This window comes from Edaphosphingomonas haloaromaticamans (assembly GCF_001853345.1).
Lineage (GTDB): Bacteria > Pseudomonadota > Alphaproteobacteria > Sphingomonadales > Sphingomonadaceae > Sphingomonas_E > Sphingomonas_E fennica.
This window is the reverse complement of record NZ_MIPT01000001.1, coordinates 1337576-1363387: the sequence shown is the minus strand read 5'-3', so window position 1 is coordinate 1363387 and position 25812 is coordinate 1337576. Positions and strand designations below refer to the sequence as shown.

The 25812-nt window shown below is 68.2% G+C and carries 21 protein-coding genes; 15 read left to right on the top strand and 6 right to left on the bottom strand.

Features of this window, described 5'->3' with window-relative positions; all coding sequences use genetic code 11:
• Positions 1 to 195: 195 nt before the first annotated feature.
• The 12 genes from BHE75_RS06310 to BHE75_RS06255 all read left to right on the top strand — a co-directional run bounded on the left by BHE75_RS06310 (position 196) and on the right by BHE75_RS06255 (position 13119).
• The gene (locus tag BHE75_RS06310) at positions 196 to 1311 is read left to right on the top strand and encodes an ABC transporter substrate-binding protein (RefSeq protein WP_438830581.1); all 1116 of its coding nucleotides are present in this window, start codon (positions 196 to 198) and stop codon (positions 1309 to 1311) included.
• 76 nt (positions 1312 to 1387) lie between these two features.
• The gene (locus BHE75_RS06305; protein ID WP_041864958.1) at positions 1388 to 2482 is read left to right on the top strand and encodes a sigma-54 interaction domain-containing protein; all 1095 of its coding nucleotides are present in this window, start codon (positions 1388 to 1390) and stop codon (positions 2480 to 2482) included.
• Positions 2483 to 2642: 160 nt separating this feature from the next.
• On the top strand, positions 2643 to 3767 hold the full coding sequence (locus BHE75_RS06300; protein WP_084652966.1) for an ABC transporter substrate-binding protein: 1125 nt from the start codon (positions 2643 to 2645) through the stop codon (positions 3765 to 3767).
• Between the two features lie 17 nt (positions 3768 to 3784).
• On the top strand, positions 3785 to 4531 hold the full coding sequence (locus BHE75_RS06295) for a class II aldolase/adducin family protein (RefSeq protein ID WP_015459837.1): 747 nt from the start codon (positions 3785 to 3787) through the stop codon (positions 4529 to 4531).
• A gap of 64 nt (positions 4532 to 4595) precedes the next feature.
• Positions 4596 to 5960 (top strand): LLM class flavin-dependent oxidoreductase, encoded by a 1365-nt coding sequence (locus BHE75_RS06290; RefSeq protein ID WP_070933167.1) that lies wholly within the window; start codon positions 4596 to 4598, stop codon positions 5958 to 5960.
• Complete coding sequence (locus BHE75_RS06285) at positions 5957 to 7015, top strand: ABC transporter substrate-binding protein (RefSeq protein WP_070933165.1); 1059 nt, start codon at positions 5957 to 5959, stop codon at positions 7013 to 7015. Before BHE75_RS06290 ends, BHE75_RS06285 begins: the two co-directional genes overlap by 4 nt.
• A gap of 11 nt (positions 7016 to 7026) precedes the next feature.
• Complete coding sequence (locus BHE75_RS06280; RefSeq protein WP_084652964.1) at positions 7027 to 8823, top strand: ABC transporter ATP-binding protein; 1797 nt, start codon at positions 7027 to 7029, stop codon at positions 8821 to 8823.
• A gap of 21 nt (positions 8824 to 8844) precedes the next feature.
• Positions 8845 to 10707, top strand: a complete 1863-nt coding sequence (locus BHE75_RS06275; protein ID WP_070933163.1) for an ABC transporter ATP-binding protein — start codon at positions 8845 to 8847, stop codon at positions 10705 to 10707.
• A 67-nt stretch (positions 10708 to 10774) separates the two neighbouring features.
• Positions 10775 to 11341: a TetR/AcrR family transcriptional regulator gene (locus tag BHE75_RS06270; protein ID WP_070933161.1), complete on the top strand. Its 567-nt coding sequence runs from the start codon at positions 10775 to 10777 to the stop codon at positions 11339 to 11341.
• A gap of 49 nt (positions 11342 to 11390) precedes the next feature.
• Positions 11391 to 12359 carry a quinone oxidoreductase family protein gene (locus BHE75_RS06265; RefSeq protein WP_070933158.1) on the top strand — a complete coding sequence of 323 codons (969 nt, stop codon included), beginning with the start codon at positions 11391 to 11393 and terminating at the stop codon, positions 12357 to 12359.
• A gap of 141 nt (positions 12360 to 12500) precedes the next feature.
• A complete protein-coding gene (locus BHE75_RS06260) occupies positions 12501 to 12707 on the top strand; it encodes a TOBE domain-containing protein (protein WP_070933156.1) in 207 nt (68 codons plus the stop codon).
• A gap of 1 nt (position 12708) precedes the next feature.
• Positions 12709 to 13119, top strand: coding sequence for a winged helix-turn-helix domain-containing protein (locus BHE75_RS06255; RefSeq protein WP_070933154.1), 411 nt, complete (start codon positions 12709 to 12711; stop codon positions 13117 to 13119).
• On the opposite strand, the gene BHE75_RS06250 is transcribed toward BHE75_RS06255, so the two are convergent.
• Positions 13080 to 14090 (bottom strand): cytochrome-c peroxidase, encoded by a 1011-nt coding sequence (locus tag BHE75_RS06250; RefSeq protein WP_070933152.1) that lies wholly within the window; start codon positions 14088 to 14090, stop codon positions 13080 to 13082. The genes BHE75_RS06255 and BHE75_RS06250 overlap by 40 nt on opposite strands.
• 22 nt (positions 14091 to 14112) lie before the next feature.
• Positions 14113 to 14655 carry a hypothetical protein gene (locus tag BHE75_RS06245; RefSeq protein WP_041864957.1) on the bottom strand — a complete coding sequence of 181 codons (543 nt, stop codon included), beginning with the start codon at positions 14653 to 14655 and terminating at the stop codon, positions 14113 to 14115.
• 188 nt (positions 14656 to 14843) lie between these two features.
• On the opposite strand from BHE75_RS06245, the gene BHE75_RS06240 reads away from it, so the two are divergent.
• Positions 14844 to 16832, top strand: coding sequence for a TonB-dependent receptor plug domain-containing protein (locus BHE75_RS06240; RefSeq protein WP_438830611.1), 1989 nt, complete (start codon positions 14844 to 14846; stop codon positions 16830 to 16832).
• A 137-nt stretch (positions 16833 to 16969) separates the two neighbouring features.
• Here the strand turns inward: BHE75_RS06240 and BHE75_RS06235 are convergent, their stop codons facing one another.
• From BHE75_RS06235 to BHE75_RS06220, 4 genes are all read right to left on the bottom strand, one after another.
• Entirely contained in the window at positions 16970 to 17962 is a 993-nt protein-coding gene (locus tag BHE75_RS06235) for an aldo/keto reductase (protein ID WP_070933148.1), read from the bottom strand.
• Positions 17963 to 18099: 137 nt separating this feature from the next.
• The gene (locus BHE75_RS06230) at positions 18100 to 19500 is read right to left on the bottom strand and encodes an alginate export family protein (RefSeq protein WP_070933146.1); all 1401 of its coding nucleotides are present in this window, start codon (positions 19498 to 19500) and stop codon (positions 18100 to 18102) included.
• A 44-nt stretch (positions 19501 to 19544) separates the two neighbouring features.
• Positions 19545 to 20447, bottom strand: coding sequence for a glyoxalase (locus BHE75_RS06225; RefSeq protein ID WP_070935544.1), 903 nt, complete (start codon positions 20445 to 20447; stop codon positions 19545 to 19547).
• A 296-nt stretch (positions 20448 to 20743) separates the two neighbouring features.
• Entirely contained in the window at positions 20744 to 21685 is a 942-nt protein-coding gene (locus tag BHE75_RS06220; RefSeq protein ID WP_070933144.1) for a quinone oxidoreductase family protein, read from the bottom strand.
• A gap of 56 nt (positions 21686 to 21741) precedes the next feature.
• Here BHE75_RS06220 and BHE75_RS06215 point away from each other — a divergent pair, with 56 nt between their 5' ends.
• Together BHE75_RS06215 and BHE75_RS06210 are read left to right on the top strand one after the other, a co-directional pair.
• On the top strand, positions 21742 to 22254 hold the full coding sequence (locus tag BHE75_RS06215) for a MarR family winged helix-turn-helix transcriptional regulator (RefSeq protein WP_070933142.1): 513 nt from the start codon (positions 21742 to 21744) through the stop codon (positions 22252 to 22254).
• A 161-nt stretch (positions 22255 to 22415) separates the two neighbouring features.
• Positions 22416 to 25812 (top strand): hypothetical protein (locus BHE75_RS06210; RefSeq protein ID WP_191225154.1); only part of this gene is annotated, 3397 nt, incomplete at its 3' end.

The following is a 25812-nucleotide window of genomic DNA, read 5'->3' as shown; positions in this document are numbered from 1 at the left end:
CAGGATGTGCCAACCACCGGCATGGCGGACTTGCGCGGCCTTGGGCTTGCCCGGCCGGCGCGCGGCTGTTGATATCGGCGCAGCCGGCCCGCATCGGCTGCGCGAAATGAAGCGGCGGCGCGGCCCTTGACCCGTTGGTTCGCGCCCGTGCATCGGGATATCCGCAGGATCGCGCTTCTGGCACGGGCTTTGCGGATGGGTGCCCGTCAAAACCTGTCAGGAGGATGCTTGATGCCGGAAACCACGGGGCGCGGCGGCCAGACTATCGCGCGGCCCATGCCGGACAGCATCTGGATCACGCGCTGCCCCGTTCCCGCGGCATCCGGCGTCGCCTGCGCCAGAGGATGGATGGCGGAAGCCTTCGCCCGCGACGGCATCGCCGTAAAGCGCGTGTTCGAGCAGGGGCTGAACCTCGTCGATCGCGATCCCGACAACCAGGCGCGCCACCTGTTCCGCGAGGGCGGCAATATCCAGGCGCTGGCGGCGCGCGCGCTGGGCGCGCCGACGCGGGTGATCGGGCTCACCTGGATCGACGAGCGGCAGGCCATCATGGTCCGGCGCGATCTCGGCGTGCTGGCGCCCGCCGACCTCAAGGGGCTGCGCTTCGCGCTTCCCGGCTATGCCCGGTCGCGCGGCGAAAGCATCGCGCGCGGCATGGCGCTGCACGGCATCAAGNGCGCGCTGGCGCTGGGCGGGCTGAAGCTGGAGGACGTCCGCTTCGTCGAGGTGCCCGCCCCGCCGGTGGAACGCGCCAGCTTCCAGGGCATGCGGCGCCTGTGGCTCGGCCTGGAATGGCTGGCCTCGGGCCGGGTGGACGCGGTCTATGTGAAGGGCGCCGCCGCCGCCGAGGCCGCCCAGCGGCTGGGGCTGGAGGTGGGTATCGACCTGGATGCCTATCCCAGCCGCCTCGCCCGCGTGAACAACGGCACGCCGCGCCCGATCATCGTCCACCAGCATATGATCGATCACCATCCCGAGCTGGTCGAACGCTTCCTGGAACAGAGCCTGCGCGCGGCCGATTGGGCGGCGGGCAATCCGACCGAGCTGAACGGGATATTGGCGCAAGAGACGCTGGCCGGGATCGACGGCGTCGAGCTTGCCCATCGCAACGGCTTCCATCGCTTCCTCCATCCCGACCTGTCGGACGAGCGCGCGGAAATGCTGAAGATCCAGGCCAATTTCCTGTGGCTGCACGGCTTTCTGGAATCGCCCGTCGATATCGACGCCTGGATCTGCGCCGCCCCGCTGAAGGCCGTCCTGCAACGGCGGGCGGCGCTGGCACCCCGGCCCGATTATGCCGGCGATAGCTGAGCTAGGGCCTGGAAATTAATTTCTACTAAAACGAAAGACAATTGACTGCTATCCCTACCTCAAAGGAGGCGGGAAGATGACCTCAGGGAGTCGCGCAAGCAATCGATCGGTGGGGCTGGTATCCGCCACCAACGGGGATGGCCGCCCGCTGCTGGCCTATGATTGCGATCAGCATCATGCCGTGGGGCCCCGCGCCCGCGCGCTGATCTTCAACGATCCCCGGTCGCGATCGCTGCTGCCGCTGATCGAGCGGGTGGCCCCAAGCGACGCCAATGTCCTCATCATGGGCGAAACCGGCACCGGCAAGGAACTGGTCGCCCGCTATGTCCACAGCCTCAGCCAGCGGGCCGACGCGCCCTTCGTCGCGATCAACTGCGGCGCCTTTTCGGAATCGCTGATCGAAGGCGAGCTGTTCGGTTACGAAAAAGGCGCCTTCACCGGGGCCAATATCGCCCGGCCCGGCTGGTTCGAGGCGGCCAATGGCGGCACCCTGTTCCTGGACGAGCTGGGCGATCTGCCCCTGCCCCTGCAGGTGAAGCTGCTGCGCGTGCTGCAGGAGCGCGAGGTCGTCCGCCTGGGATCGCGTAAGGCGGTGCCGCTCAACGTCCGCGTCATCGCCGCGACCAATGTCGAGCTGCAGCAGGCGGTGAACGAGGGCCGCTTCCGCTCCGATCTCTTTTACCGGCTGCAGGTGGTGCCGATACCGCTGCTGCCGCTGCGCGAGCGGCGCGCCGATATCCTGCCGCTGGCCCGCCATTTCCTGGAAGTCTACGGCGCCCGCCTGGGCGCCGGCCACCCGGAATTAAGTGCGGCGGCCGAGGAGGCGGTGTTCCAGCACAACTGGCCGGGCAATATCCGCGAGCTGGAAAACGCCATCCATCGCGGCACCTTGATCTGCGAGAACGGCCGCATCCAGCCCGCCGATCTCGGCCTGGGCGAGATATCGGAAACCGGCGGAAACGGCGGCTCCGCCACGCTGGAGGAAGCGGTGCGGCCCTTCATCGCCCGGCTGCTGAAAGGCGGGCATGACAATCTGCTGGAGCGTGTCGTGGCGCTGACGGTGACGGAGGCTTTCCGCCAGTGCGGCGAAAACCAGATCAAGACGGCCGAGGCGCTGGGCGTCACCCGCAACGTGGTGCGCACCCATCTCAAGAATCTCGACCTGATCTGAGGCACGAACCCCGGCGGGGGTGAAAAACCAACAGCCCGTCTGCGCAATATTCCACATCCGCCTCAAGACGCGCCGGGTAAATCCTTTTGTTTCCGTAGTTTCCTGATTGGCACAGCCCTTGCTCCCTCTCCTTTGAACTTTACCGGAGAGGTGTTCCCCCGTGTCGATCCTGTCCAACCGCAAGCCTGCCGCGCCCGCCCGGCCTGACGAAATCTGGTTCACCCGCTGCCCGGTGCCGACGGCGACCGGCATCGCCTACAAGCTCGGCTGGCTGGGCGAGGCGTTCGAGGCGGACGGCATCGCCCTGCGCACCCTGCAGGAATCGGGCACGGAACTGGGCCGTCACCATTATGACCACCGCCTGCCGACGCTGATCCGCGAGGGCGGCAACATGCTGGCCATCGCGGCGCGCGCGCAGGGCGAACCGACCCGGCTGGTTGGCCTCACCTGGATCGAGGAAAGCCAGCTCATCCTCGCCCGGCCGGATTCGGGCATCCGCTCGGCCGCCGACCTCAAGGGCAAGCGCCTCGCGCTGCCGGGCTGGAGCCACAACGACATCCCCGCCCATGTGCGCGGCACCAGCATCGCGCGCGGCATGTCGCTGGCGGGCTACAAGGGCGCGCTCGCCTCCGCCGGGCTGACCTTCGACGACGTGGACCTGATCGAAACGCCCGATCGGCTGCGCAACATCGGCGGCAGCGGCCGCGATCTACTGCCGCGCGGGCAGGGACAGCGCAGCGGCGTCGGCCGGCTGTGGCCGATCGAGGCGCTGGCGGAGGGCAAGGTCGATGCCATCTACGTCAAGGGCGCGGCCGCGATCGACCAGGCGCGCGAGGCCGGGCTGGTGGTGGCGATCGACCTCGATGCGCTGCCCGACCGGCGCTTCCGCGTCAACAACGGCACGCCGCGCCCGATCACCGTGCACCAGAGCCTGATCGACGATCATTTCGACCTGCTCGTCCGTTTCCTCGCGGTCACGCTGCGCGCGGCCGACTGGGTGGCCGAGCAGCCGGACCGGCTGCGCGACATCCTGGAATATGAGACCGAAGGCAGCCCCGAGGCTGTCGACCAGGCCTATGCCCGGCTGCACGAAGGGCTGCACCCGACGCTGGATGCGGAAAGGCTGGCGCTGTTCGACAGCCAGAAGAAGTTCCTGTTCACCCACGGCTTCCTCGATGCCGATTTCGATCTTGCCGGGTGGGTCGATCCCCGCCCGCTGGAAGCCGCGCGGGCGTTCAACGAGCAGCGCCCGGCGCTCCATACGTCCGCCCTCCACACGCTTTGAACCGAAGGAAACACGCCATGTCTGATGTATCGGGACTGTCCAGGGAGGCGATCGCCTTCATCACCCAGGCGGCGGATGATGCCCGCCGCGCCTTCCGGCTGCTGCGCGAGACGCGGACCATCTCCGCCAGCGGCACGCTGGGCTTCGCCGTGCGCGTGCCGGACGAGGACAAGATCGTCACCCTGAGCTATGCGGGCCTCTGGGAGGACGATCCCGACAAGCCGCGCGTCAGCGTCATCGATTTCGACGGCAACCGCCTGTGGGGCGAACAGACGGGCGGCGAGGCCCGTTACCTCAAGATCTTCAGGAAATATCCGGACTTCAAGGCGATCAGCCACGTCCACACACCGCATCTGGGCGCCTATTCGCAGGCGCATCAGGAGCTGCCCCTGCTCTACGTGCCCAACCGGCGCTTCCGCTTCACCGCCGCGCTGCCCGTCTACATCAACCGTCGCCAGCTGGAGGCGGACTTCATCCTCGATGCGATCGAGAAGGATCGCGAGGTGCCCGGCATCGTCGAGGCCAATGGCGGCGCGACCATCTGGAGCTGGAAGGGCATCCGCGACCTCACCAACAATATCGTCCTGCTGGAAGAAGGCGCCCAGTTCCAGGTGCTGGCCGCCGCGCTCGGCGGGTCTAGGCCCTTCGGCCCCGGCGTGCTGGAACAGCAATGGAAGATGGGCAAGCTGGTGCCGCCCGACGCCCGCGTCGACGACGACGGCACCATCCACCTGCCGCAAGCCGCCGTCCAGGCCGCCGAATGACATGGCGCCGGCGCCCGGAGGCGGGCGCCGGCTCCCCTCCCCCGCGTAACCGGAGCGATCCGTCATGAGTGACAAGAAGCGCCAGCTCGCCCTTGCCGTGTTCCTCACCCGGCACGGCCATCATCCCGGTGCCTGGCGCCAGCCGGGCACCGCGAGCACCGGCAAGCCCGATTTCCGCTACTGGGCCGATCTCGTTCGCACCGCCGAGCGCGGCAAGCTGGACGCCGCCTTCTTCGCCGATTTCGTCGGCCAGAGCGGGGACAGCACCAGGGGCATCGAGCGCCGGCACGCCTTCCTGGATTTCGAGCCGCTGACCGCCACCGCCGCGCTCGCCAGCATCACCAGCCATATCGGGCTGGTGGCGACGGTGAACACCAATTTCGAGCAGCCTTATGCGCTCGCCCGCCGCCTTGCCTCGCTGGATCATATCAGCGGCGGGCGGATCGGCTGGAACATCGTCTCCTCGCTGGCGGACGGCGCGGCGAAGAGCTTCGGCATCGACCAGCCGGCCAGCCATGCCGAACGCTACGCCCGCGCCCATGATTTCGTGGAGTTGGCCAAGGCGCTGTGGAACAGCTGGGAGGACGACGCCTTCGAGGGCGCGGACAAGGAAAGCGGCATCTACCTGAACGCCGATGCCGTCCACCCCGTCCATTATCGCGGGCCTTATTACCGCATCGATTCCGTGCTCGACATGCCGCGCCCGATCCAGGGCTATCCGGTGTTCGCGCAGGCCGGCAATTCGGAGGTCGGCCGCGATTTCGCCGCCCGCCATGCCGAGATGATCTATGCCGCCGCCCAGTTCATCGAGGATGCGCAGGCCTTCTACAAGGACGTGAAGGCGCGCGTCGCCGGCCATGGCCGCGATCCCGATACGCTGAAGGTGATGCCCGGCCTGTCCTTCACCATCGGCTCCAGCCTTCAGGAAGCGCAGGACAAGTTCGGCGCGCTGGAGGAGAAGGTCGATTTTTCGGGCGACCTGAACCTGATGGGACAGGATGTCAGCGCCTATCCGCTCGATGGCCCGCTGCCCGACCTGCCGGAGCCGGAGAACGGCAAGGGCCGCTGGCGGCAATTGACGGCGCTGGCCCGGCGCGAGAACCTCACCATCCGCCAGCTCTTCCTGCGCTTCAACGCGGTGCGCGGCCATCGTGTCGTGCTGGGCACGCCCGCCGACATCGCCGACCAGATCCAGGACTGGTTCGAACGCGACGCCGCCGACGGCTTCAACCTCATCCCGCCGCTGCTGCCCAGCTCGCTCGAGGATTTCGTCGATCTGGTGGTGCCGGAACTCCAGCGGCGCGGCCTGTTCCGCACCGAATATGAAGCGACGACGCTGCGCGAGCATCTTCGCCTGCCGCGCCCCGCCAATCCCAACGCCTCGGCGGCCCGCGCGCCGGCCCCCATCCTCGAAGGAGAATTTGCATGAGCGAGCCTCTCGATACGCTCTGGTACACGCGCTGCCCCGTGCCCACCGGGCTCGGCATCGCCATCCAGCAAGGCTGGCTGGAGGAAGCCTTCCGCGCGCGGGGCACCAGCCTGTCCTCGCTGCTGGAATCCAGCGATTTCTCCAAGCGGGAGTCGCATTTCTCGCACACCGTGCGGAACAGCGTCCGCCATGGCGGCAACATCCCGGCGATCAGCGCGCGGGCGCGCGGGCGCGACACGCGTGTCATCGGCCTCTCCTGGGCGGACGAGACCCAGCTGATCCTCGCCAGCCCGGAATCGGGCATCACGTCGGTCCGCGATCTCAAGGGCCGGCGCTTCGGCCTGCCCAACTGGAAGAATGTGGAGATCGACTTCACCCGCGCGCAGGCCATTCGCGGCCTGGAAAACGCGCTCCGGCTGGAGGGGCTGGAGGTTGCCGACGTCGAGATCGTCGACCAGGATATCGAGACCCATTATAGCGACGGCCAGGCCCAGTCGGTCGGCGGCACGCTCGCCTGGAACGGCCGCAGCACCAGCCGCGCGCGCGCCAACAATCTGGAGCTGATCGCCCTCTTGCGGGGCGAGGTGGACGCGATCTTCCTGAAGGGCGCCCATGGCGCGCAGGCGGCCCACCAGTTCGGCCTGACGACGGTGATCGACACCGGCATCCATCCCGATCCGCTGGTCCGCGCCAACAACGGCACGCCGCGCACGCTCGCCGTGGACGGCCATCTGATCGACCATCATTTCGACGCCGCGGTCACCACCGTCGAACAGGTGCTGCGCGCCGAAGCCTGGGCGCAGGCGCATCCGTCGGAAGTGCGCCGCTATCTCGCGCGCGAGACCAACAGCAGCGAATATTGGGTCAGCATCGCTTATGGCGAGGATGCGCAGAAGAAGCTGAAGACCGACCTTTCCGAACAGTCGATCGTCGCGATCCAGGACTTCACGAACTTCCTCCACCGCTGGAAGTTCATCCCGGAAAGCTTCGACGTGCGGACATGGATCGACCCGCGCCCGCTGGAAGCGGCGCAGCCGCTCGCGCTCGCCAGCTAATCGGGGAGCATATGGGGGAGGAATCGACCGGCGGCTTCATGCGGCGCAGCCCGCTGCTGCGCTGCCTGGCCATCTATGGCGAGATGCCGGGCCGCTTCGCGCTGACGGCGATCCTGCTGGCGGCGGTCAACCTCGCGCTGGTGGCGCAGCAGGTGATGGTCGGCCATGCCGTGCAGGAAGCGCAGCATGGCCGGCTGGTCGTGGCCGGGGCGGACGGCATCCTCGATTATGACCGGGCCTGGTTCTGGGTGGCGCTGCTCCTCGGCCTCTCGCTCGCGCGCGCCGTCGTCCAATATGGCGCGGGGCTGCTTTCGCTGTCCATCGGCCAGCGGCTGCTCACCACCTTGCGCGAGCGTATCCTGGTCCAGATCCAGCGGCTCGACCTCAGCTATCACTGGCGTCACGGCGTGGGCGAGATGGTCACGCGGATGACGCGCGATGCCGACAAGGTGCGCGACGCGCTCATCAATTTCTGGCGCCAGATATTCGAAACCGGGCTGATCGTGCTGATCTCGCTCGGCCTGCTCTGCCTCTATTCGCCCTGGCTGGCGCTGGTGCCGCTGATCCTGCTGGTCGCGGGCATCGCCATGCTCTGGCGGCAGGCGGACGCGCTGGTCGCGCTGGACCGGCGGATCGGCGATGCCTATGACGCGGTGACGCAGGACCTGTCCGAAGGCGTCAACGGCGTCCGCGTCATCAAGGCCTTCTCGCTGGGCGAGGCGCGCGCCGAACGTTTCCGCCGCCATATCGATCTGTTCCGGGCGGAGGCGCGCGCCGCCATCCGCCATGCCTCCCGCCGGGTGCCCCTGCCCCAGACGGTCATCGCGCTTTCGCACGCCTGGGTGCTGGGCTTCGGCGCCTGGATGGTGGCGCAGGGCGCGCTCGGCCTGGGCGCGCTCGTCGCCGCCATGCTGGTGGTCAACACGCTGGTGCTCAGGATCGAGGGCATCGGCCGGCTGCTGCAGGTGATCGCCGACGCCCGCGCCTCCGCCGCGCGCATCTGGGAGGTACTGGATGCGGAGCCGGTGATCCGGTCGGGCACGCGCCCGCTGCCCGCCGGCCCGCTGGGCCTGCGCCTGTCGCATGTCGCCGCCTCGCCCCTGGGCGACGGCGCCGCCGTGCTCCACGACCTCAGCCTTGCCATCCAGCCGGGCGAGGTGGTCGCGCTGGTCGGCGCCACGGGTTCCGGCAAGAGCATCCTCACCGCCCTCCTTCCCCGCCTGGTGGAGGTGGATGCCGGCCGCGTCGAGCTGGGATCGGACGAGGCCGGCTGGCAGGATGTCCGCGACACCGAGCTGCGCGATCTTCGCCGCCGCGTGCATGTGCTGCCGCAGGAAAGCTTCCTCTTTTCCGATACGCTGGCCGCCAATCTCCGGCTTTGCGCGCCCGATGCCACCGACGCGCAGCTGCGCGAGGCGCTGGACAGGGCCGCCGCCGGCGAGCTGCTCGACCGCCTCGGCGACGGCCTCGCCACGCGGGTGGGCGATCGCGGCGCCACGCTTTCGGGCGGCCAGCGCCAGCGGGTCTGCCTCGCCCGCGCGCTGCTCGCCGATGCGGACCTGCTGGTCCTCGACGACGCCACCAGCGCGCTGGACGCCGAGACCGAGCGGCGGGCGATCGACAATATCCGGTCCCTGCGCGCCGGCCGGGCACGGCCGATCACCATGCTGATCGTGGCGAGCCGCCTGTCGACCGCACTGGCGGCCGACCGGGTGATCGTGCTGGCCGGCGGCCGGATCGTCGCCGAAGGCCCGCATCGGGAACTGGAGCGGACCAGCGCGGCCTATCGCGCATTGATGGGGCTTTGAAGGCATGAACGGGTTGGTCCCATGAACGGATTCAGGGGCGATAGCGCCCTTTCCGATATCGAGCTGGAGGAGAAATTCGCCCGGCGATCGCTGAACCAGAGCATGTTCGGCCGGCTGCTGCCGCTGATCGCGCCCGTATGGCGGCAGATCGCGGCGGTGATCGGCATAGAGATCGTGCAGGTGCTGGCGATCTTCGCCCGGCCGCTGCTGATCGGGCTGGTGATCGATCGCGGCCTGCGGCAGGCGGGCGCCGGGGTGGATGCGCCGCTGATCGCCTGGGCCTGCCTCGGCCTCGCCACCACCTGGGGCATACGCTTCGCGCTGGGCGGGCTTTCCCAATATTGCGCGGGGGTGGCCGCCATCCGCGTCCTCAACGATCTGCGCACGCGCGTCTTCGCTCATGTCCAGACGCTGAGCGTCGGCTATTTCGATCGCACCAAGGCCGGCCGCATCATCGCCCGCGCCGATCGCGACGTGGATACGCTGGAGCCGCTGCTGATCCAGGGTCCGCCCGAATTCCTGTCCGCCATCCTGCGCCTCTGCCTCGCCGGCTTCCTGCTATGGCTGATCGCGCCGGCGCTGCTGGCCGGCCTGGTCGCGGTGGTGCCGGTGCTGGTGGCCGCCACCTTCCTTTTCAAACGCATATCGCAACGCAGTTGGGCGAAGGTGGCCGAAAACCGCAGCCGCTTCACCGCCCATCTGGTGGAAACCGTGGCCGCCGTCCGGCTGATCAAGCAATCCGGGCGGGATCGCGAGAATCTGGCGAAATATCGCGGGCTGCTGGAGGATTTCAATTCCGCGCTGATCTTCGGATCGATGCGTTCGGGCTGGTTCGCGCCCTTCACCGGGCTGCTCACCACCGCCGGCCTCGCGCTCACCCTCGTGGTCGGCGGCCGGGGCATCGCGCTCGGCACGCTGAGCCTCGGGGAATTGGCGCAGAGCCTGTTCTACGTCTTCCTCTTCCTCGCGCCCCTCCAGGAATTCAGCGACCTGTTCGAACGCTTCGCCAACGGCACGGCCTGCGCCCAGCGCATCTTCCTGCTGCTCGATACCGAGCCGGACATCGTCGACGGGCCCGCCGCCGCCACCCTGCCCGCCGTCGAAGGCGCGATCGAGTTCCGCGACGTCCGCTTCGGCTACCGGCCCGATCAGCCGGTCATCAACGGGCTGGACCTGAGCATCGCCGCCGGGGAGCTGCTGGCGATCGTCGGCCCCACCGGCCATGGCAAGAGCACGCTCGTCCAGCTGCTGACGCGCTTCTACGATGTCGATCAGGGCGCCGTCCTGCTCGACGGGCGGGACATCCGCTCGATATCGGAGCGCAATCTGCGCAGCCATATCGGCGTCGTCCTGCAGGATAATGTGCTGTTCGGCGGCACTGTGCTGGATAATCTGCGGCTCGCCCGGCCCGAGGCCAGCGATGCGGAGCTGATCGCCGCGTCGGAACGGATCGGCGCCCATGAGGTGCTGCAATCGCTGCCCCACGGCTATGCCACGCAGGTCGGCCCGCTCGGCGGCCAGCTGAGCCAGGGGCAGCGGCAGCTCGTCTGCCTGGTCCGCGCCTATCTGGCCGACCCTTCCGTCCTCGTCCTCGACGAGGCGACCTCCGCGATCGACGTCAGCACCGAACGGCGCATCCAGCAAGCGCTCCGGGTGCTGTGCGAAGGGCGGACCGCGCTGGTCATCGCCCATCGCCTCGAAACCATCCGCTCGGCCCATCGCATCGCCGTGATCCGCAACGGCCGCGTCGTCGAACTCGGCTCGCACGAGGCGCTGACCGCGAAGGGCGGCCATTATGCCGCGCTCTACGGCACCTATGAGGATTCGGCGAAATCCAGCCCGCCGAGGAGTCAGCCGGCCCCCGCGCTCAATGCGGCCTCCTGAGGGCAGCGCATGAATCGGCAGCGACGAGGTTCTTGAACGATCGTTCCCGAAGCACTAGATGGCGTGCATGGCACGGCCACGGGAATTCGATGCGGACGCGGCGCTGGACAGCGCGATCGGCGTCTTTCGCGAACATGGGTTCGAGGGCAGCTCGGCCCAGATGCTGGTCGATGCCATGGGAATCGGGCGGCAGAGCCTTTACGACACGTTCGGCGACAAGTGGCAGCTCTACCGATCGGCGGTGCGCCGATATGGGATGGGCGAGTGCGCCGCCCATTTCGATGCGCTCCGCAGCGGCGCGCGGGCCATTGACGGGATCGCCGCGATGCTGCGCCGGGTGGCCGAAACGGCCAGCCAGCCCTGCCTCGGCGTCGCATCGATCTGCGAATTCGGCGCATCCCGCCCCGATCTCGCCGAAATCAACGCCGCCCTGGCGATGCCCCTGCGCGCCGCGATCGCCGCCCGTGTGCGGGACGCGCAGCGGGAAGGCGATGCCGCGCCCGATCTCGACGCGGAAGCGATCGCCGATTTCCTGACCGCGAACATCGCCGGCATCCGGATCGCCGGGCGCGGCGGCGCCGATCGCGCCACGCTCGACGGGCTGGCCGCGACCGCGCTCCGGGCGCTGCGATAGCCTCTTTTTTGCGAATTTATGGAATGATCGTTCAATATAGGAGCAGTCGATGAAAGCCATCGTGATGAACGGGACGGGCGGCCCGGAAATGCTGGAGCATGTCGAACGGCCGGAGCCGGTAGCGGGGCCGGGCGAGGCGCTGGTCGAGATCGCCTTCGCCGGGGTGAACTTCATGGACATCGGCGTGCGCCAGGGTGCGGCCTGGACCGAGATGCCCAATCCCAAGATCCTGGGCGTCGAAGGCGCCGGCCGGGTACTGGCCACAGGCCCCGGCGTGGAAGGCATCGCGCCCGGCCAGCGCGTCGCCTGGGTCTATGCGCCCGGCAGCTATGCGGAGCGGATCGCGATCCCGGCGACGTCGCTGGTGCCGGTTCCCGACGCGATCGACGATCGCACCGCCGCCGCGGTGATGATGCAGGGCCTCACCGCCAGCCATTTCGCGACGGATTTCTACCCCGTGCAGCCCGGCGACGTCGCCTTCGTCCATGCCGCCGCCGGCGGCGTCGGCCTGTTGCTGACGCAGATCGCCAAGCTCCGCGGCGGCCATGTCATCGGCCGCGTCTCCTCCGCCGACAAGGCGGCGATCGCCAGGGCGGCCGGCGCCGATCATGTCATCGTCGATACGGAAGGCCGGTTCGCCGAGGAAGCGCTGCGCCTGACGGACGGCGAGGGCGTGCATGTCGTCTATGACGGCTCCGGGCCGAAGACCTTCCAGGGCTCGCTCGACGTGCTGCGCCGGTCGGGCACCTTCTGCTGGTACGGCCCCATCCTCGGCGGCCCCGGCCCGCTCGACATCATGAGCCTGCCGAAGAGCATCAAGATCGGCTACGGGGTCTTCTCCGATCACATCCACACGCCCGAACTGCTGCGCGCGCGGACGATGCGGCTGTTCGACTGGATCGCCGACGGAAAGCTCCGCATCGAGATTGGCGGCGAATATCCCCTGGCGGATGCGGCGCGCGCGCATGCCGACATGGAAAGCCGCCGGACCACGGGCAAGCTGCTGCTCGTCCCCTAAGCGCGGACGGTGCCGGAGACGGGCCGCCCCGCCGGGTTCTGCCGCGCCGGGGGCCGTGCTAGTGGATCACATCCAGCAGAGCATCCGCTTTTGCTGGGTGTCCGATCCGCTAAGCCGGTGGCCTGACGTTCGAGGTGGTGCATGAAGATCAGCGCGCGCAATCAGTTCACGGGCACGGTGCTGGCGGTCACGCCGGGCGCGGTCAATGGCGCCGTGAAGGTGGATATCGGCGGCGGCAACGTCGTCACGACGAGCATCACCGAGGAAGCGATCGCCGAGCTCGGCCTTGCGGCCGGCGATCGGGTGACGGTGTTCGTGAAGGCCAGCGACGTGCTGATCGGCAAATAGGATGCGGATCGGCTCCCTCAAGCTCAAGGCGCAGATCTATTGCGGGGACCGGATCGCCATCGGCCCCGGCAAGGCCGATCTGCTGGAGGCGATCGACNGCGAAGGATCGATCTCGCGCGCCGGCCAGGCACTGGGCATGAGCTATCGCCGCACATGGCTGCTCGTCGATGAAATGAACCGTTGCTGGTCGGAAAAGCTGGTCGATACGGTGGCCGGCGGCGCGCGCAATCGCGGGGCGCGGCTNACCGATCGCGGCCGCGAGGTGCTGCGCCTGTTCCGCGCGATCGAGCGGGATCTGGGCGATGCGGCGGACGGCGCTCCGCTGGCGCGGCTCGCGGCCCTGCTGCGCGCCGAACCCGCCGATGCGCAGGATCAGAGCGATATGCCGCAGGCCGCTCGCGGCAGCGCGTAACGCGGATCGGAAACGAAGGCCCGATCGGTCAGCGCGCCGAGGAAGCGGACGATCGCCTGCCTGTCCGCCGCCGCCATCCCGGGCGCGACCGCGAGATGCCGGTCGATCGCCTCGGCGACCGTCCGGGCCGAGCCGTCGTGCAGATAGGGCGCGGTCAGCATCACATTGCGCAGGCCCGGCGTGCGGAAGCGGCCGTCGTCCGCCCGGCGCCCGGTAATCTCGCCAAGCCCGCGGTCGCCGGGTTCGAAGCGCGCCCTGTGGAAGCGCCCGTCGGTCAGGTCCGGGCCTGCATGGCAGGAGGCGCAGGATCGCCCGAACAGCCGCGCGCCCTGCTGCTCCTCCGCGTCGAGCGCGGAAGCATCGCCCGCCAGCCAGCGATCATAACGGGTATCGGCGGATATCAGGCTGCGCTGGAAGGCCGCCAGCGCCCTGCCGATCGTAACAATATCGATGCGCCCGCCGGCTTCGGGAAAGGCATCGCGGAACATGCGGACATAGCAATCGTCGCGCCCCAGCCGGAGCGCGATCTCCCCTTCCCTGCCCCGCATCCCCATTTCCACCGGATTCGTGCCGGTAAGGGGTATCAGCATCTGCTTTTCGAGTGTGCGGACGCGCGGATCGCCCCAGGTCAGGCTTTTCGCCCAGACGACATTGGCGAGGCCCGGCACGTTGCGCCGTCCCGGATCGCCATGGACGCCCGGATGCGTCGCATTGCCGTCCGCGAAGGCATGGCGCTGCACATGGCAGGTGGAACAGGCCATGCTGCCGTCGACCGAAAGATCGGCATCGTAGAAGAGGCGGCGGCCCAGCTCCACTCTGGCCGCCGACATCGCATTGCCGCCGGGCAGCTTCGGCGCGGCGCGCGCCGCGGGCCACGCCCAGCCCCCCGCGGCGGTGGCGGCAGAAGCGGCGCAGGCCGCCCCCAGCAGCAGCGCCGCCAGCATCAGGCCGGGGCCGATCCCTTTCCGCATGCCCGTTCAGGACCGGCGGGGTTCAGGGCAGGCGCGCGACGAGCACGGAGATCGCCGGCGATCCGCTGCCGGCGATCTGGAGCACATAATCGCCGGGCTGGAGCGTGAAATCCACCATCTTGCGGATGCCGGAGCAGGCCGGCCCGCGCCCGTGCGCGACCGACGCGACGACGGCGCCGTCACGCACCACGTCGATCCACGCGGCCGAGCTGATCGCCACGCGATAGCGGCCCTCGCGCTCCACCGCGAAGCTCGCCATGCCGCCATTGCTGACCGATCCGCCCGGATTTTCCGGCCGCAGCGCATAATGCAGCCGCGGCGTGGGCAGCAGCGACAGATCCACCGCGCCGCCGATCGTCAGTCTCGCCCCGGCAAGGCCGGGGACATCGGCGGCGGCGGCCAGCGGCGTCCGCGCCGTCCAGCCCGCAAGCTCGGGCGGAAGCGGCGCGGCATCGGCAGGGCATGCGGCTTCCACCGCCGGGGCCGGCTGCGCGGCGGCCGGCCCGGGGCTGGCCGCCATCGCCAGGATGATCGTTCCAAGCACCAGCCCTTGCCTACCGCCCATGATTCATCCCCGCGATATTTGCGTATATACAGTTCGCTATATCCGAACATATACGGTGTGCGAACCACGGCGGGCAACGCCGGCGATCAGGGATAGGGGGAATCATCTTGCGCGCCTGCCTGCTTGCATCCGCTTGTATCGCCACATTGGCGTCCTCCCCTGCCTTCGCCCAGGCGATCACCGCGCCGGTGGAGGAACGCGACAGCAGCTTCGCCCTCGGCCAGATCGTGGTCACTGGCCAGCGGCCCGAAGGCGTTTCGATCGGCATCGATACGATCGGCAGCCAGGCCATGGCGACCTTCAACCGCAACACGCTCGACGACGCGGCAACCCTGATCCCCGGCGTGGTTGCCGGCAACAGCGGCGGATCGCGCAACGAGCGGCTGCTGTTCGTGCGCGGTTTCGATCGTTTCCAGGTGCCGCTTTCGATCGACGGCATCCGCGTCTACCTGCCCGCCGACAACCGGCTCGATTACGGCCGCTTCGTCACGCCCGATCTGGCCGAAATCCAGGTGGCGAAGGGCTATGCCTCGGTGCTGGACGGGCCGGGCGCGATGGGCGGCGCGGTCAACCTCGTCACCCGCAAGCCGACCCAGCCGCTGGAGGTCGAGGCGCGCGGCACGCTCAACCTCGGCCGCAATGCGGATTATAACGGCTACAACGTCTCCGGCCTGATCGGCACGCGCCATGACAAATGGTATGCCATGGTAAGCTATGCGCGGAACTTCCAGGATCACTGGGACCTATCGGGCGATTTCACCCCCACCGCGAACGAGGATGGCGGCAAGCGCGATCTGTCGCGCAGCCGGGACTGGCGGGTGAACGCCAAGATCGGTCTGACGCCCAACGCCACCGACGAATATTCCATCAGCTACCTGCGGCAGGAAGGATCGAAGAACGCGCCGCTCCACGTCACCGAGCCGATCGCCACCCAGCGCAACTGGTCCTGGCCCTATTGGAATATCGAAAGCGTCTATTTCCTCTCGACCACGGCGCTGGGCGACATGGCGACGCTGAAGACGCGCGCTTATTACAACACGCTCGACAATCTGCTGCGCGCGTTCGACGATCGCACCCAGACGAGCCAGACGCGGCCGCGCGCCTTCAACAGCCCTTATGCCGACAAGGCCTATGGCGGCTCGGCCGAACTGGCGGTGCAGGCATCCGGCAGCGACACGATGAGCCTCGCGCTCTTCTATCGCCGGGACGAGCATAACGAGACGCAGCAGAGCTTCCCCGCCGGCACCTGGGAACCGAACCAGAAGTCGGTCGAGGATATGTGGAGCATCGCCGCCGAGAATAAGCTCGCATTATCGTCGCAGCTCCGCTTCACCGTCGGCGCGAGCTATGACTGGCGGGATCTGGACCGCGCGGAAGAATATTCGCAGGCAAGCGGTCTGTTCAGCTATCCGCTGCGCAGCGCCGGTGCCTGGAATGCCCAGGGCCGGATCGACTGGACGCCGGACCCGGCGACCACGCTGCATGCCAGCATCTCGTCCCGCGCGCGCTTCCCCACGCTGTTCGAGCGTTTCAGCAGCCAGTTCGGCACCGCCGTGGCCAATCCCGACCTCAAGGCCGAGCGCGCGACCAATTTCGAGCTGGGCGGCACGCGCGATTTCGGCATCGTCAACGTGACGGCGGCGCTGTTCTACAGCCATCTCGACGATGCGCTCGTCTCCGTCCGCACGCCCGCCAATCTCAATCGGCGCGAGAATTTCGGCTCGGCCGATTATTATGGCGGGGAGNTTTCGATCACGGCGCGGATCACGCCCACGCTCGATGCGGGCGTCAATTACAGCTACATCCATCGCGACTTCGATGTCGGCACGCCCGCGTCGGGCGATCTGATCCGCCCGTTCGCGCTGACCGACGTGCCCGACCACAAGGGCTTCGCCTACGTCTCGTGGCGGCCGCTCGAGGGGCTGGAGATCGTGCCCAACCTGGAATTCGCCTCCGATCGCACCACCGTCACCCCCGCGTCGGCGAACGGCCTCTCGCCGGTCTATTACGATACGGGCAGCTATGTGACCGCCGGGCTGACGATCGATTATGCGATCCTGCCCCAGGTCACGCTGAGCGTGGGCGGACGCAATCTGTTCGACCGGAACTATGTGCTGACGGACGGCTTCCCCGAGCCCGGCCGCACCCTCTTCGCCAGCATCAGGACGCGTTACTGACCGCCGCAGGCCGGATTCCCCACCGCCAGCACGAGGACATCCCGCGCTGCGTTGCCCATTATCCTAGCGGCCTGAGCTTGCCCGTGGCCCGTCCGCTCGCGGCAGCGGATGCGGACGGACCATGGACTTGCCTTCCGTCAGAGCTTCACGCGCGCCATTCCCGCTTCGCCATAACGCGGCCCCGCCGTGCCGCCGGCCGGCGCCGCCGCCGCGATGGCGGCAAGATCGTCGGCAGTCAGCGTGACATCGGGCGCGCCGGCGCTGTCGCGCATCGTCTCGCTGCGCTTGACGCCGGGGATCGGGACGATGTCCTCGCCCTGGGCCAGCAGCCAGGCGAGCGCGATCTGCGCGTTGGAAACGCCATGGCGCGCCGCCACCTCGGCTATCGCATCGATGATGGCGAGGTTCCTGGGCATGTTTTCGGGCGAATAGCGCGGATCGTTGCGGCGCCAGTCGCCGGCGGGAAGCGCGTCGAGGCTGCGGATCCCGCCGGCCAGGAAGCCGCGGCCCAGCGGGCTGTAGGGCACGAAGCCGATGCCGTTTTCCCGGCAGGCAGGAAGGATATCCTCCTCCACGTCGCGCTCCCAGATCGAATATTCGCTCTGCAGCGCGGCGATGGGGTGCACCCTGGCGGCGCGGCGCACGGTGCCGGCCGCGGCCTCCGAAAGGCCGAGGAAGCGGACCTTCCCTTCCTTCACCAGCTCGGCCATGCCGCCGATCGTCTCCTCGATCGGCACGTCCGGGTCGACGCGATGCTGGTAGAACAGGTCGATCGTGTCGATGCCCAGCCGCTTCAGCGATCCCTCGCAGGCGCGACGGGCGTTTTCCGGGCTGCCGTCGACCCCGATCGCCTCATTCCCATCCCAGCGCATCGCGAACTTGGTGGCGATGACCAGCCCGTCGCGACGCCCCTTGATGGCGGCGCCGAGCAGCTCCTCGTTGCGGAAGGGACCATACATCTCGGCCGTGTCGAAAAAGGTGATGCCGAGATCGATCGCCTCGTGGATCGTTCGCGTGGAGACGTCGTCGTCGGCCACGCCATAGTTGATGTTGCCTTCGCGGATCATCGGCATGCAGCCGATGCCGATCGCCGACACCTTCAGGCCCTGGCCCAGCGTGCGGTATTTCATCCCAGCCTCCTGCGTTGCAATCGCGGGCGTCAAAGCTGTTCGCCCATGTCGCGTGGACAGGCGATATCGGATCGATCGCCTCCATCCCGCAGCCTGATTCGATCGATCTCTTGCCCGATCCTATCAGGGTGGCCGGGTCAGAAGCGGAAATTGCTTTCGAGGCCGATCATGCGGATCGTGCGCGCGGGGCCGGTATCGCGGATGAAGGCACCGGGCTTGAAGAAGGAAAGCGAGGCCGAAATCTCCAGCTCTGGGGTCGCGAGCCAGGATAGGGTCGCCTCCGCTTCCTTGCCCACGAAGCGCGCGTCGCTGCCCTCGCCGCTGCGGATCAGGTGGCCGGGAATGTCGTAGATGCCGTCGCCTGTGCTCTCCCGCCAGAAGGCCATGCCGGCCAAACCGAGGCCGAAGCCATGGCCAAGATCGATACCGGCGCCGAGATGGGCGTTGACGATGTTGTAGGGGCCGATCGGCGAAAGCTCGCCAAAATATTTGCCCTTGGGGAACAGGGCATTGAACGTCTGCAGCCGGGGATCGTCGCGGTCATGGTCCCCGCTCACGATATTGGCGCGCAGCGTAAGCTGCGGCTTGAGCGGCGTATCGGGAAAGGAGCGGACAAGCTCCGTGCCCAGGGTCCAGGCGCGGATCGGCGCGCCCGCGAAATGGCCGAACTGCCAGACTCCCTCGACGTTCCAGCGCCAATTGCCCTCCGCGCCGAAGCTCCGCAGCCCGATCGTATGCCGCGTCTCGCGCCCCTCCCCCTGATCGAAGGCGGCGCGGCTGTTGCGGTAGCCGAGATAATAGAGGTCGATCCCGGTCCCGCCCGCGCTGCCCAGCGTGCGCGTCACATAGGCGCCCCACAGCCTGCGCGTGGGCGAGCTGCGATCGTCGAAGCTGTCGGCGCGCGCCTCCACGGGCAGGACATAGAGCAGGTTGATGGTCGCACGGCCGCTGTGCAGGATGGCGCGGCCGCCATCGAAGGCGAGCGGAACGTTGGGCCCGTAGCGCGTGCCGACCAGGCGCTCCGTCCCGAGCCCGATCAGCTCACGCCCGGCCCTGAGGCGCAGCGTCGCCTCCCCGTCCAGCGGCAGGACGACATCGGCGAAGCCTTGCAGCAGATCGACGCGGGTCTGGTCCACCGGGCCGGGGGATGGCTGGACGCCGATGGCATAAGCGGCGATCGGCTGGACGAAAATGCGGGCCGCGCCGACATGCAGATCGGCATAGGGCATGGCCCGCAGCCAGAGATAGCCGTCGTCGGGCGCATCCGCGCCGCCCCAGAGGTTGTTGCGATAGGCCTCGTTGCGCAGGCGGACCTCGATGCCCGTCGTCAGATAGCTCCGTCCGGCATCGTCGAGGGGCATATATTTGAACCGCTCGGTCCATCGGCCGGAACGCCGCGCGGGATCGGCAAGGTCGGACCAGTCCTCATTATAGCGTTCGGTGGTGAGAACGGGCGGCTGCCAGGGCTCGGCCACCTGGGCGGCCGCCGGGGCCGCGAGAAGCATGGCGGCGACGGCTGCCGGCCGTATGCGGCGCATCACCCATTCCGCTCGGCGCGCCCCGACGGATCGGGGCGCCCCCCTCATTCGGCGGACTCGCTGTGGATTTCGGCGATATAGCCGCCGGGGAACTGGACCATGGCGGCCTTGCGCCGGCCGGCCGTCCATGGCCCGGCCAGCACGGCAGCGCCGGCGGCCTTCGCCTTTTCCAGCGTGGCGGAAAGGTCCGCCACCTCGTAACCGGTCATGTCGCGGCCGAAGGGCCAGGGGAGTTGCCCGTTGGACACGAGCACCGCCATCTTGCCGTAGCCGGAGCTGATGTTGACGCGACGGATGGTCCCGCCCGGCTGGCCGACCTCGTCGCCGGGGGCCGCGCGATCGTCGGCAAGGATCCGCCCGTGCGAGAAGGCCAGCCAGTGCCGGATGAAGGCATCGGCGGCATCCGCCGTCAGATAGACGCGGTTCTCCGGCACCGTGCCGAGCGGCGCATAGCTGGGCTTGGTGGTGTGCCAATAAAGCTGCATGTTCACCCCGCCCGGCCATTGCACGATCGCGTCGCGGCCGATGGGGTCCGGGAAGGCTTCGACCAGCCGGGTCGCGCCGTTCCTGACCGCCGCGTCGACGGCGGCGTCCAGATCGGTGACGAGATAGCCGGTGCGCTCGGCCCCGAAGGGATAGGGGATGGGCGTCTTGAAACCGAAGACGGAGATGGTGCCGGCCGGCGTCAGCGCAAGCTGCGACATGGTCTGGCTGGGCGTCGGGGTGACCTGGAACACGCCCTGCCTGGATGTCGTGCCGCCGAAGGTCGCGACGAAGCTTGCGATGAAGCGATCGAAATCGGCCGCATCCACATAGACATGGGTCGTGTCATATTGCGGCCCCACCGAAAAATCGGCGGTCGCGACCGCCTTGTCCCTGGCCGAGGCGGGCGGGGCGATGGCGATCGCCGCGGCGGCGAGGAGCAGGGTCAGGCAATGACGCTTCATCGGACCTATCCTTCCAGTCGGGGGAAGCAAGCCGCGCGGCATCCATGGCCGGGGCTGCCCCACGAAGCCCGGATGCCGGCGGCGGCGATATCGGCGGCAAAGGAGGCGCATCGCGATGCGATCGCGGATCATCCGGGCATGGTCGAAATCCAGTGGAACCCATGTAACGGGATATCCCGATTGACCTTTTCGAACCCATCCGGCGCGCGGCCGATCATTCCATCATAGGTGGCACGGAACCGCCATGGCCAGCGATTTTCCATCGGCGGGCGGGCCTCGGTTCGGGGCCGCACCGATCAGGCGGTGAAGACGATCCGCCGGCCATCGTCGCGCGGCCAGGCCGCCTCCACGCCGGACAGGGGCACGGGATCGGTGGGCAGGGTGAGGCCGGCGGACAAGGCTGCGTCGAATACGCCGGCGATCGAGGCGAGGAGACCATCGAGCGATACGCTGCCGATGCCGCTGCCCATCAGCTCGATGGCCGAGGACCGCAATATCGCGCCGGGAAGGGTGATGTCCGCGCCGCTCGCGGTGCCCACCTGCACGAAGCGCAGCGGCACGCCTTCCTTCGCCACCCGGGCGGCGGCGATCAGCAGGCGTTCCGCGCTGATGCCCCAGAGATAGTCGACGACGACGTCGACGCCCTGCGCCAGTTCCGCCTGGAACCGCGCCTCCAGCGCATCGCCGTCGCCATCCAGGGGTATGACCGCGTCGGCGCCCAACGCGGCCAGGACATCCACGTTCCGGCCGGTGGCGATGACCTTGCCCGCACCGAGATGCCGGGCGATGCGGATCGCGAGCTGGCCGGAGGCGCCGGTCGCGCCGTTGATGAGCACCGTCTCGCCGGGCTTCAGATGCGCGCGCCGGGTGAAGGCGGCCCAGGAGGACATGCCCGGATTGGCGATGGCGGCCGCGGTCACGTCGTCCAGCCCGTCGGGCACCGGGATCTGGCGGGCAACGGGAACGACGGTCCGCTCCGCCATCGCGCCGAAGGGCGCGCGCGGCAGGAAGAAATAGACGCGCTGCCCGTCATCGAGCGTGCCCACCCCATCCACGCCGACGACGAACGGGAACCGGCCGGAGGAACTGTAGTGGCTGCCCGAAGCGCGCGCGCGGACCAGGGGCGCGAGGGCGGCGGCACGGACGGAGACGATCCGCTCGCCCGCGCCGGCGACCGGCTCCTCGAAATCCGCGTAAATGGGCAGGCGCCCTGCTTCGGTGACGATAGCGGCCTTCATCGGACTTCCTCGCGTTCAGGATGCGTGTATGATGCACATATATAGGGAAGGTCGGCATGACGGCAAGAAAGAATGTGCATAATACACATATGACCGGGCAGCTCCGGCTGCTGCACGGCGCCGTCCTCGATATCGTGGGCATGATGAACGGTCCGCAGCGGGACGAGGCGATGATCCGCGCGGCGGGCATCCGGCTGGATCGGGCGCTCTTTCCGCTGCTGGTGCTGATCGAGCGGTTCGGCCCCATCGGCGTGGTGGAGCTGGCCGACCGGGTGGGGCGCGATCACACCACGGTAAGCCGGCAGCTCGCGAAGCTGGAAGGGCTCGACCTGATCGAACGGCGGAGCGGCGCTGCCGACCGGCGGGTGCGCGAAGCGGTGATCCGCCCCACGGGCAAGGCCATGACCGACCGGATCGACGAAGCGCGCGAACGCATCCTCAGCGCGGGCTTCGCCGGCTGGCCCCAGGAGGACCTCGACACGCTCGTCCGCCTGCTACCAAAATTCGCGCAGGCGATGCGGGACAGCCTGCCGGGCGAAAGCACCGATCAGCGGGACGACGATCAATAGGCCGCTAGCGCGCCGGTCGGTGCCGGCCGCAGGGTTGTTGGCACAACGTCACCCGCCGGAACGCGGCAGGCCATATCCCCTAACCGTCCATCGGGACTTTCACCGATTGTGGGCTTTTCGGCAAAGGTCGAACATCGGCGCTCCTAATTGGGAGCCTCGCCATGGAGCATGTCGATCTGACAACCCCTTGGGGCGCGGCCCAGGACATCGGGGTTTCGGGATCTGCATTCCGGCGCCGGCAGATACTTTCCACCACGTCGGCGATGACGCTCGCTTTGTCGATGCTCCTCATCGATGCCATTATGTCGGATGCCGCGGGGCAGGAATGCGCAGTGCAGGCATCGGGGCAGGTGAGCGCCACCACGGCCTGCACCGTGAGCGGAACGAGCTATAGCACCAGCGCCAATGCCACGCCGGTGTTCCAGGCAGACTCCCCCGCTGGAAGCATAAGCGTCACATCCGCACCGGCAATCACCTCCGGCGGAACGGGATCAACCGGCGTGAGCGCCATCGATGGCGGCACCGTGACGTTTCTGGCCGGCGGGTCCGTCACGACGACCGGCACCAATGCGCTCGGCCTACAGGCGTCCGGCAACGCCTCCACGCGGATCACGGCCGCCGGCCTGGCCGTCACGAGCATGGGCCACGCCATTTCGGTCGCCAGCGGCGGGCAGGTGCAGTTCAGCAACGGCACGATCAACAGCATGCGCGACGGCGTCAACATCAACTTCACGAACGGCCAGGTGACGATCGGCAACAGCACCATCACTGCGGCTGGATCGGGCATATTCGCTGCCGGCAGCAATGCGGCGGTGACCATAACCGACACTCGTATCTCCACGACCGGAACCGGGGCGGGGCTGATCGCGGAAGGCGGCACGATCACGAGCACCGGCACGACGATCGTCATCGCGGCCGCCAATGCAGCCGGGCTCCGTGCCACGGCGGGCGGGGTGATCGGTTTCGATGCGGGGTCGATCACGACGATCGGCACCAATTCCTACGGCGCCCACGCTTCCGCCGGTGGCCGGATCGATATCGATCCGACGACGATCATCACCTCCGCAACCGGCGCCCATGGCCTGTTCGCGGACGGAGCGGGCGCGATCGTCACCTCGTCCGGGGATGCGATCTACACGGGCGTTAGAGTCGATGCCTCCGGGCAACCGGTCAATGGGGCCGGCCAGCCGGTCACCGATCCCGCGCTATATGTGTCGTCCGGCGCCAACACCGCTCACGGTGCCTTCGCCCAGGGCGGCGGCCAGGTCTGGCTCAATGTCGATCCGGCGACCGGGGATGCGACCGGCGACAGCGGCATCATCCAGACGCTCGGCGACGGAAGCGATGGATTGCGGGCGGACGGCACGGGCTCCGCCATCGCGGCGGCAGGCGAAGCCATCACCACCAAGGGGCGTTTCTCCAACGGCGCCTATGCGCTGAACGGCGGCGCCATCAGCATCACCGGCGGTTCGATCAGCACGACCAGCACCAACGGGCAAGGTGCCAACGCAGCCGGGCTTCGCGCCGAACAGAATGGCATGATCAGCGCCTTCGGAACCGCGATCACCACAAGCGGTGCGGGATCGCACGGCGTGACCGCGAGCGCCGGCGGCACCGTCAACCTCGGCGGCGATGCCACGCATCACACGACGATAAACGTCCTCAACACCAACAATCGCGGGCTGCAGACCGAAAGCGGCACGATCAATGCCGCCTTCACCGACGTAACGAGCGCGGGCCACGGCGCGCTCGCATCGGGAACGGGCGCGATCCATTTCGACGGCAACAGCACCGTCACGGCCACCGGCGCCTCCAGGGTCGGCCTGGGCGCGGAAAGCGACAGCCTGATCGATTCCACCGGGCCGATCACCGTCACCATGCGGCCGCCCGATCCCGTGCCGCCCGCGACGACCTATGCCGTCGCGGGCACCGCCGTCTACATGCATGACGGCGGGCTCGTCGCGCTCGGCGCGGGATCGACGCTCAACATTTCCGGCGGGGCCGGCGGCACCGGCATCACGATCGACAATTCCGATCTGGCCGCGCCGATCGACGGCCTCACCATCAACCTCAATGCCGCGACCGCACCGCCCCCTGGAGCGACCTTCCAGCCGTCGGGCAGTTCCGGCGTGGTCGCCCTCAACGGTGGAACCGCCAGCTTCGAGGATCTCGTCGTCACCGGCGCTTCCGCGGGATCGGGCGTGTTCGCGCGCGATGCCGGCAGCCATGTCACCGTCACCGGCGCGAGCGAGATCACCATCGTCCGCGACAGCCCCAATTTCTACGAGCTGCGCGCAGGCTCCACCCTGTTCACCGCGGGCAATCCGTTCACCTCCAACGGCAGCTCGCCCGCCCACGGCCTCTCCGCCCGCGATTCCGCTCTCGTCACCAGCACCGGGACCACCATCACGGTGGCCGTGAATTACGGGGCCGGCGCCTATGCGCTGCGCGACGGCCGGGTCGATCTGGACGACAATGCGATCACCACCACCGCCACCGGCACGAGCGGGCTGCATTCGGTCTACGGCGTGATCACCGCCAGGAATTCGACGGTCGATACCAGCGGCGGCGGCACCGGCGTGCTGCTGGCATCGGATACGATCGCCCCGGCCGCGGGCGCGAAAAGCGTCGTTGAGATCGCGGATACCGCCGTCACCGCCACGGGCGATTACACCTATGCCTTCTATTCGCGGAACCTGAACGGCGAAACGCCCAACGAATTCCGCATGTCCGGCGGCAGCCTCAGCAGCGAGAAGGCGGTCGCGATCGGCGCGGCCGGGCGCGTCGATATCGAATTATCGGACGGGGCGAGGGTCGAAGGCCCCTATATGCTCGTCGCCTTCGGGCAGGATTCCTTCCAGCAGAGCGGGGCCGCGGCCGCGCGGGTCGAAACCCTGGTCAATCTGGTCGCGAAGGGCGGTAGCGAGCTTGTCGGCGACAGCGTCGTCACCACCGGCTGCGTCTACGATACCTTCGCCGACCGGAACTGCGTTGCGACCACGCATGCCACGGCCAATGTCCTGCTGGATGAAGCGACGACGCTGACGGGCACCTTCACCACTGAACCGGGCAACACAGCCAACATGGTGCTGGACAGTGGTTCGACCTGGAACGTCACGGGCAATTCCAACGTCACCTTCCTGCGCAACGAGCTGAGCGATATCCTGTTCACGCCGCTGGCGGCCGGCGCCGATCCGGAGGTGCTCGCCAGCTACAAGACGTTGACCACCATCGACTATGTCGGCGCTGGCGGCCTGATCGGTCTCAACACCTATCTCGGCGTCGATGGCTCGCCATCGGATCGGCTGGTGATCGACAGCGGCACGGCAACGGGCGCCACCCGGCTCAAGATTACCAATTCGGGAGGAGAAGGCGCTATCACCACCGGCAACGGTATCCTCGTCGTCGATGCCATCCACGGCGCCACGACCGTGCCGGGCGGCTTCGCGCTCGCCAATCTCGTTATCGCCGGCCCTTACGAATATACGCTGCATCATGGCAGCATCGACGATTCTGCGCCGGAAAGCTGGTTCCTGCGTAACATCCTCGACTGCCCCT

Bases quoted from the DNA above. Each gene is read 5' to 3' on its own strand.
- BHE75_RS06305 (WP_041864958.1), top strand. From the start codon at position 1,388: ATGACCTCAGGGAGTCGCGCAAGCAATCGATCGGTGGGGCTGGTATCC.
- BHE75_RS06295 (WP_015459837.1), top strand. From the start codon at position 3,785: ATGTCTGATGTATCGGGACTGTCCAGGGAGGCGATCGCCTTCATCACC.
- BHE75_RS06290 (WP_070933167.1), top strand. From the start codon at position 4,596: ATGAGTGACAAGAAGCGCCAGCTCGCCCTTGCCGTGTTCCTCACCCGG.
- BHE75_RS06285 (WP_070933165.1), top strand. From the start codon at position 5,957: ATGAGCGAGCCTCTCGATACGCTCTGGTACACGCGCTGCCCCGTGCCC.
- BHE75_RS06280 (WP_084652964.1), top strand. From the start codon at position 7,027: ATGGGGGAGGAATCGACCGGCGGCTTCATGCGGCGCAGCCCGCTGCTG.
- BHE75_RS06275 (WP_070933163.1), top strand. From the start codon at position 8,845: ATGAACGGATTCAGGGGCGATAGCGCCCTTTCCGATATCGAGCTGGAG.
- BHE75_RS06270 (WP_070933161.1), top strand. From the start codon at position 10,775: ATGGCACGGCCACGGGAATTCGATGCGGACGCGGCGCTGGACAGCGCG.
- BHE75_RS06265 (WP_070933158.1), top strand. From the start codon at position 11,391: ATGAAAGCCATCGTGATGAACGGGACGGGCGGCCCGGAAATGCTGGAG.
- BHE75_RS06260 (WP_070933156.1), top strand. From the start codon at position 12,501: ATGAAGATCAGCGCGCGCAATCAGTTCACGGGCACGGTGCTGGCGGTC.
- BHE75_RS06250 (WP_070933152.1), bottom strand. From the start codon at position 14,090: ATGCGGAAAGGGATCGGCCCCGGCCTGATGCTGGCGGCGCTGCTGCTG.
- BHE75_RS06245 (WP_041864957.1), bottom strand. From the start codon at position 14,655: ATGGGCGGTAGGCAAGGGCTGGTGCTTGGAACGATCATCCTGGCGATG.
- BHE75_RS06235 (WP_070933148.1), bottom strand. From the start codon at position 17,962: ATGAAATACCGCACGCTGGGCCAGGGCCTGAAGGTGTCGGCGATCGGC.
- BHE75_RS06230 (WP_070933146.1), bottom strand. From the start codon at position 19,500: ATGCGCCGCATACGGCCGGCAGCCGTCGCCGCCATGCTTCTCGCGGCC.
- BHE75_RS06225 (WP_070935544.1), bottom strand. From the start codon at position 20,447: ATGAAGCGTCATTGCCTGACCCTGCTCCTCGCCGCCGCGGCGATCGCC.
- BHE75_RS06220 (WP_070933144.1), bottom strand. From the start codon at position 21,685: ATGAAGGCCGCTATCGTCACCGAAGCAGGGCGCCTGCCCATTTACGCG.
- BHE75_RS06215 (WP_070933142.1), top strand. From the start codon at position 21,742: ATGACGGCAAGAAAGAATGTGCATAATACACATATGACCGGGCAGCTC.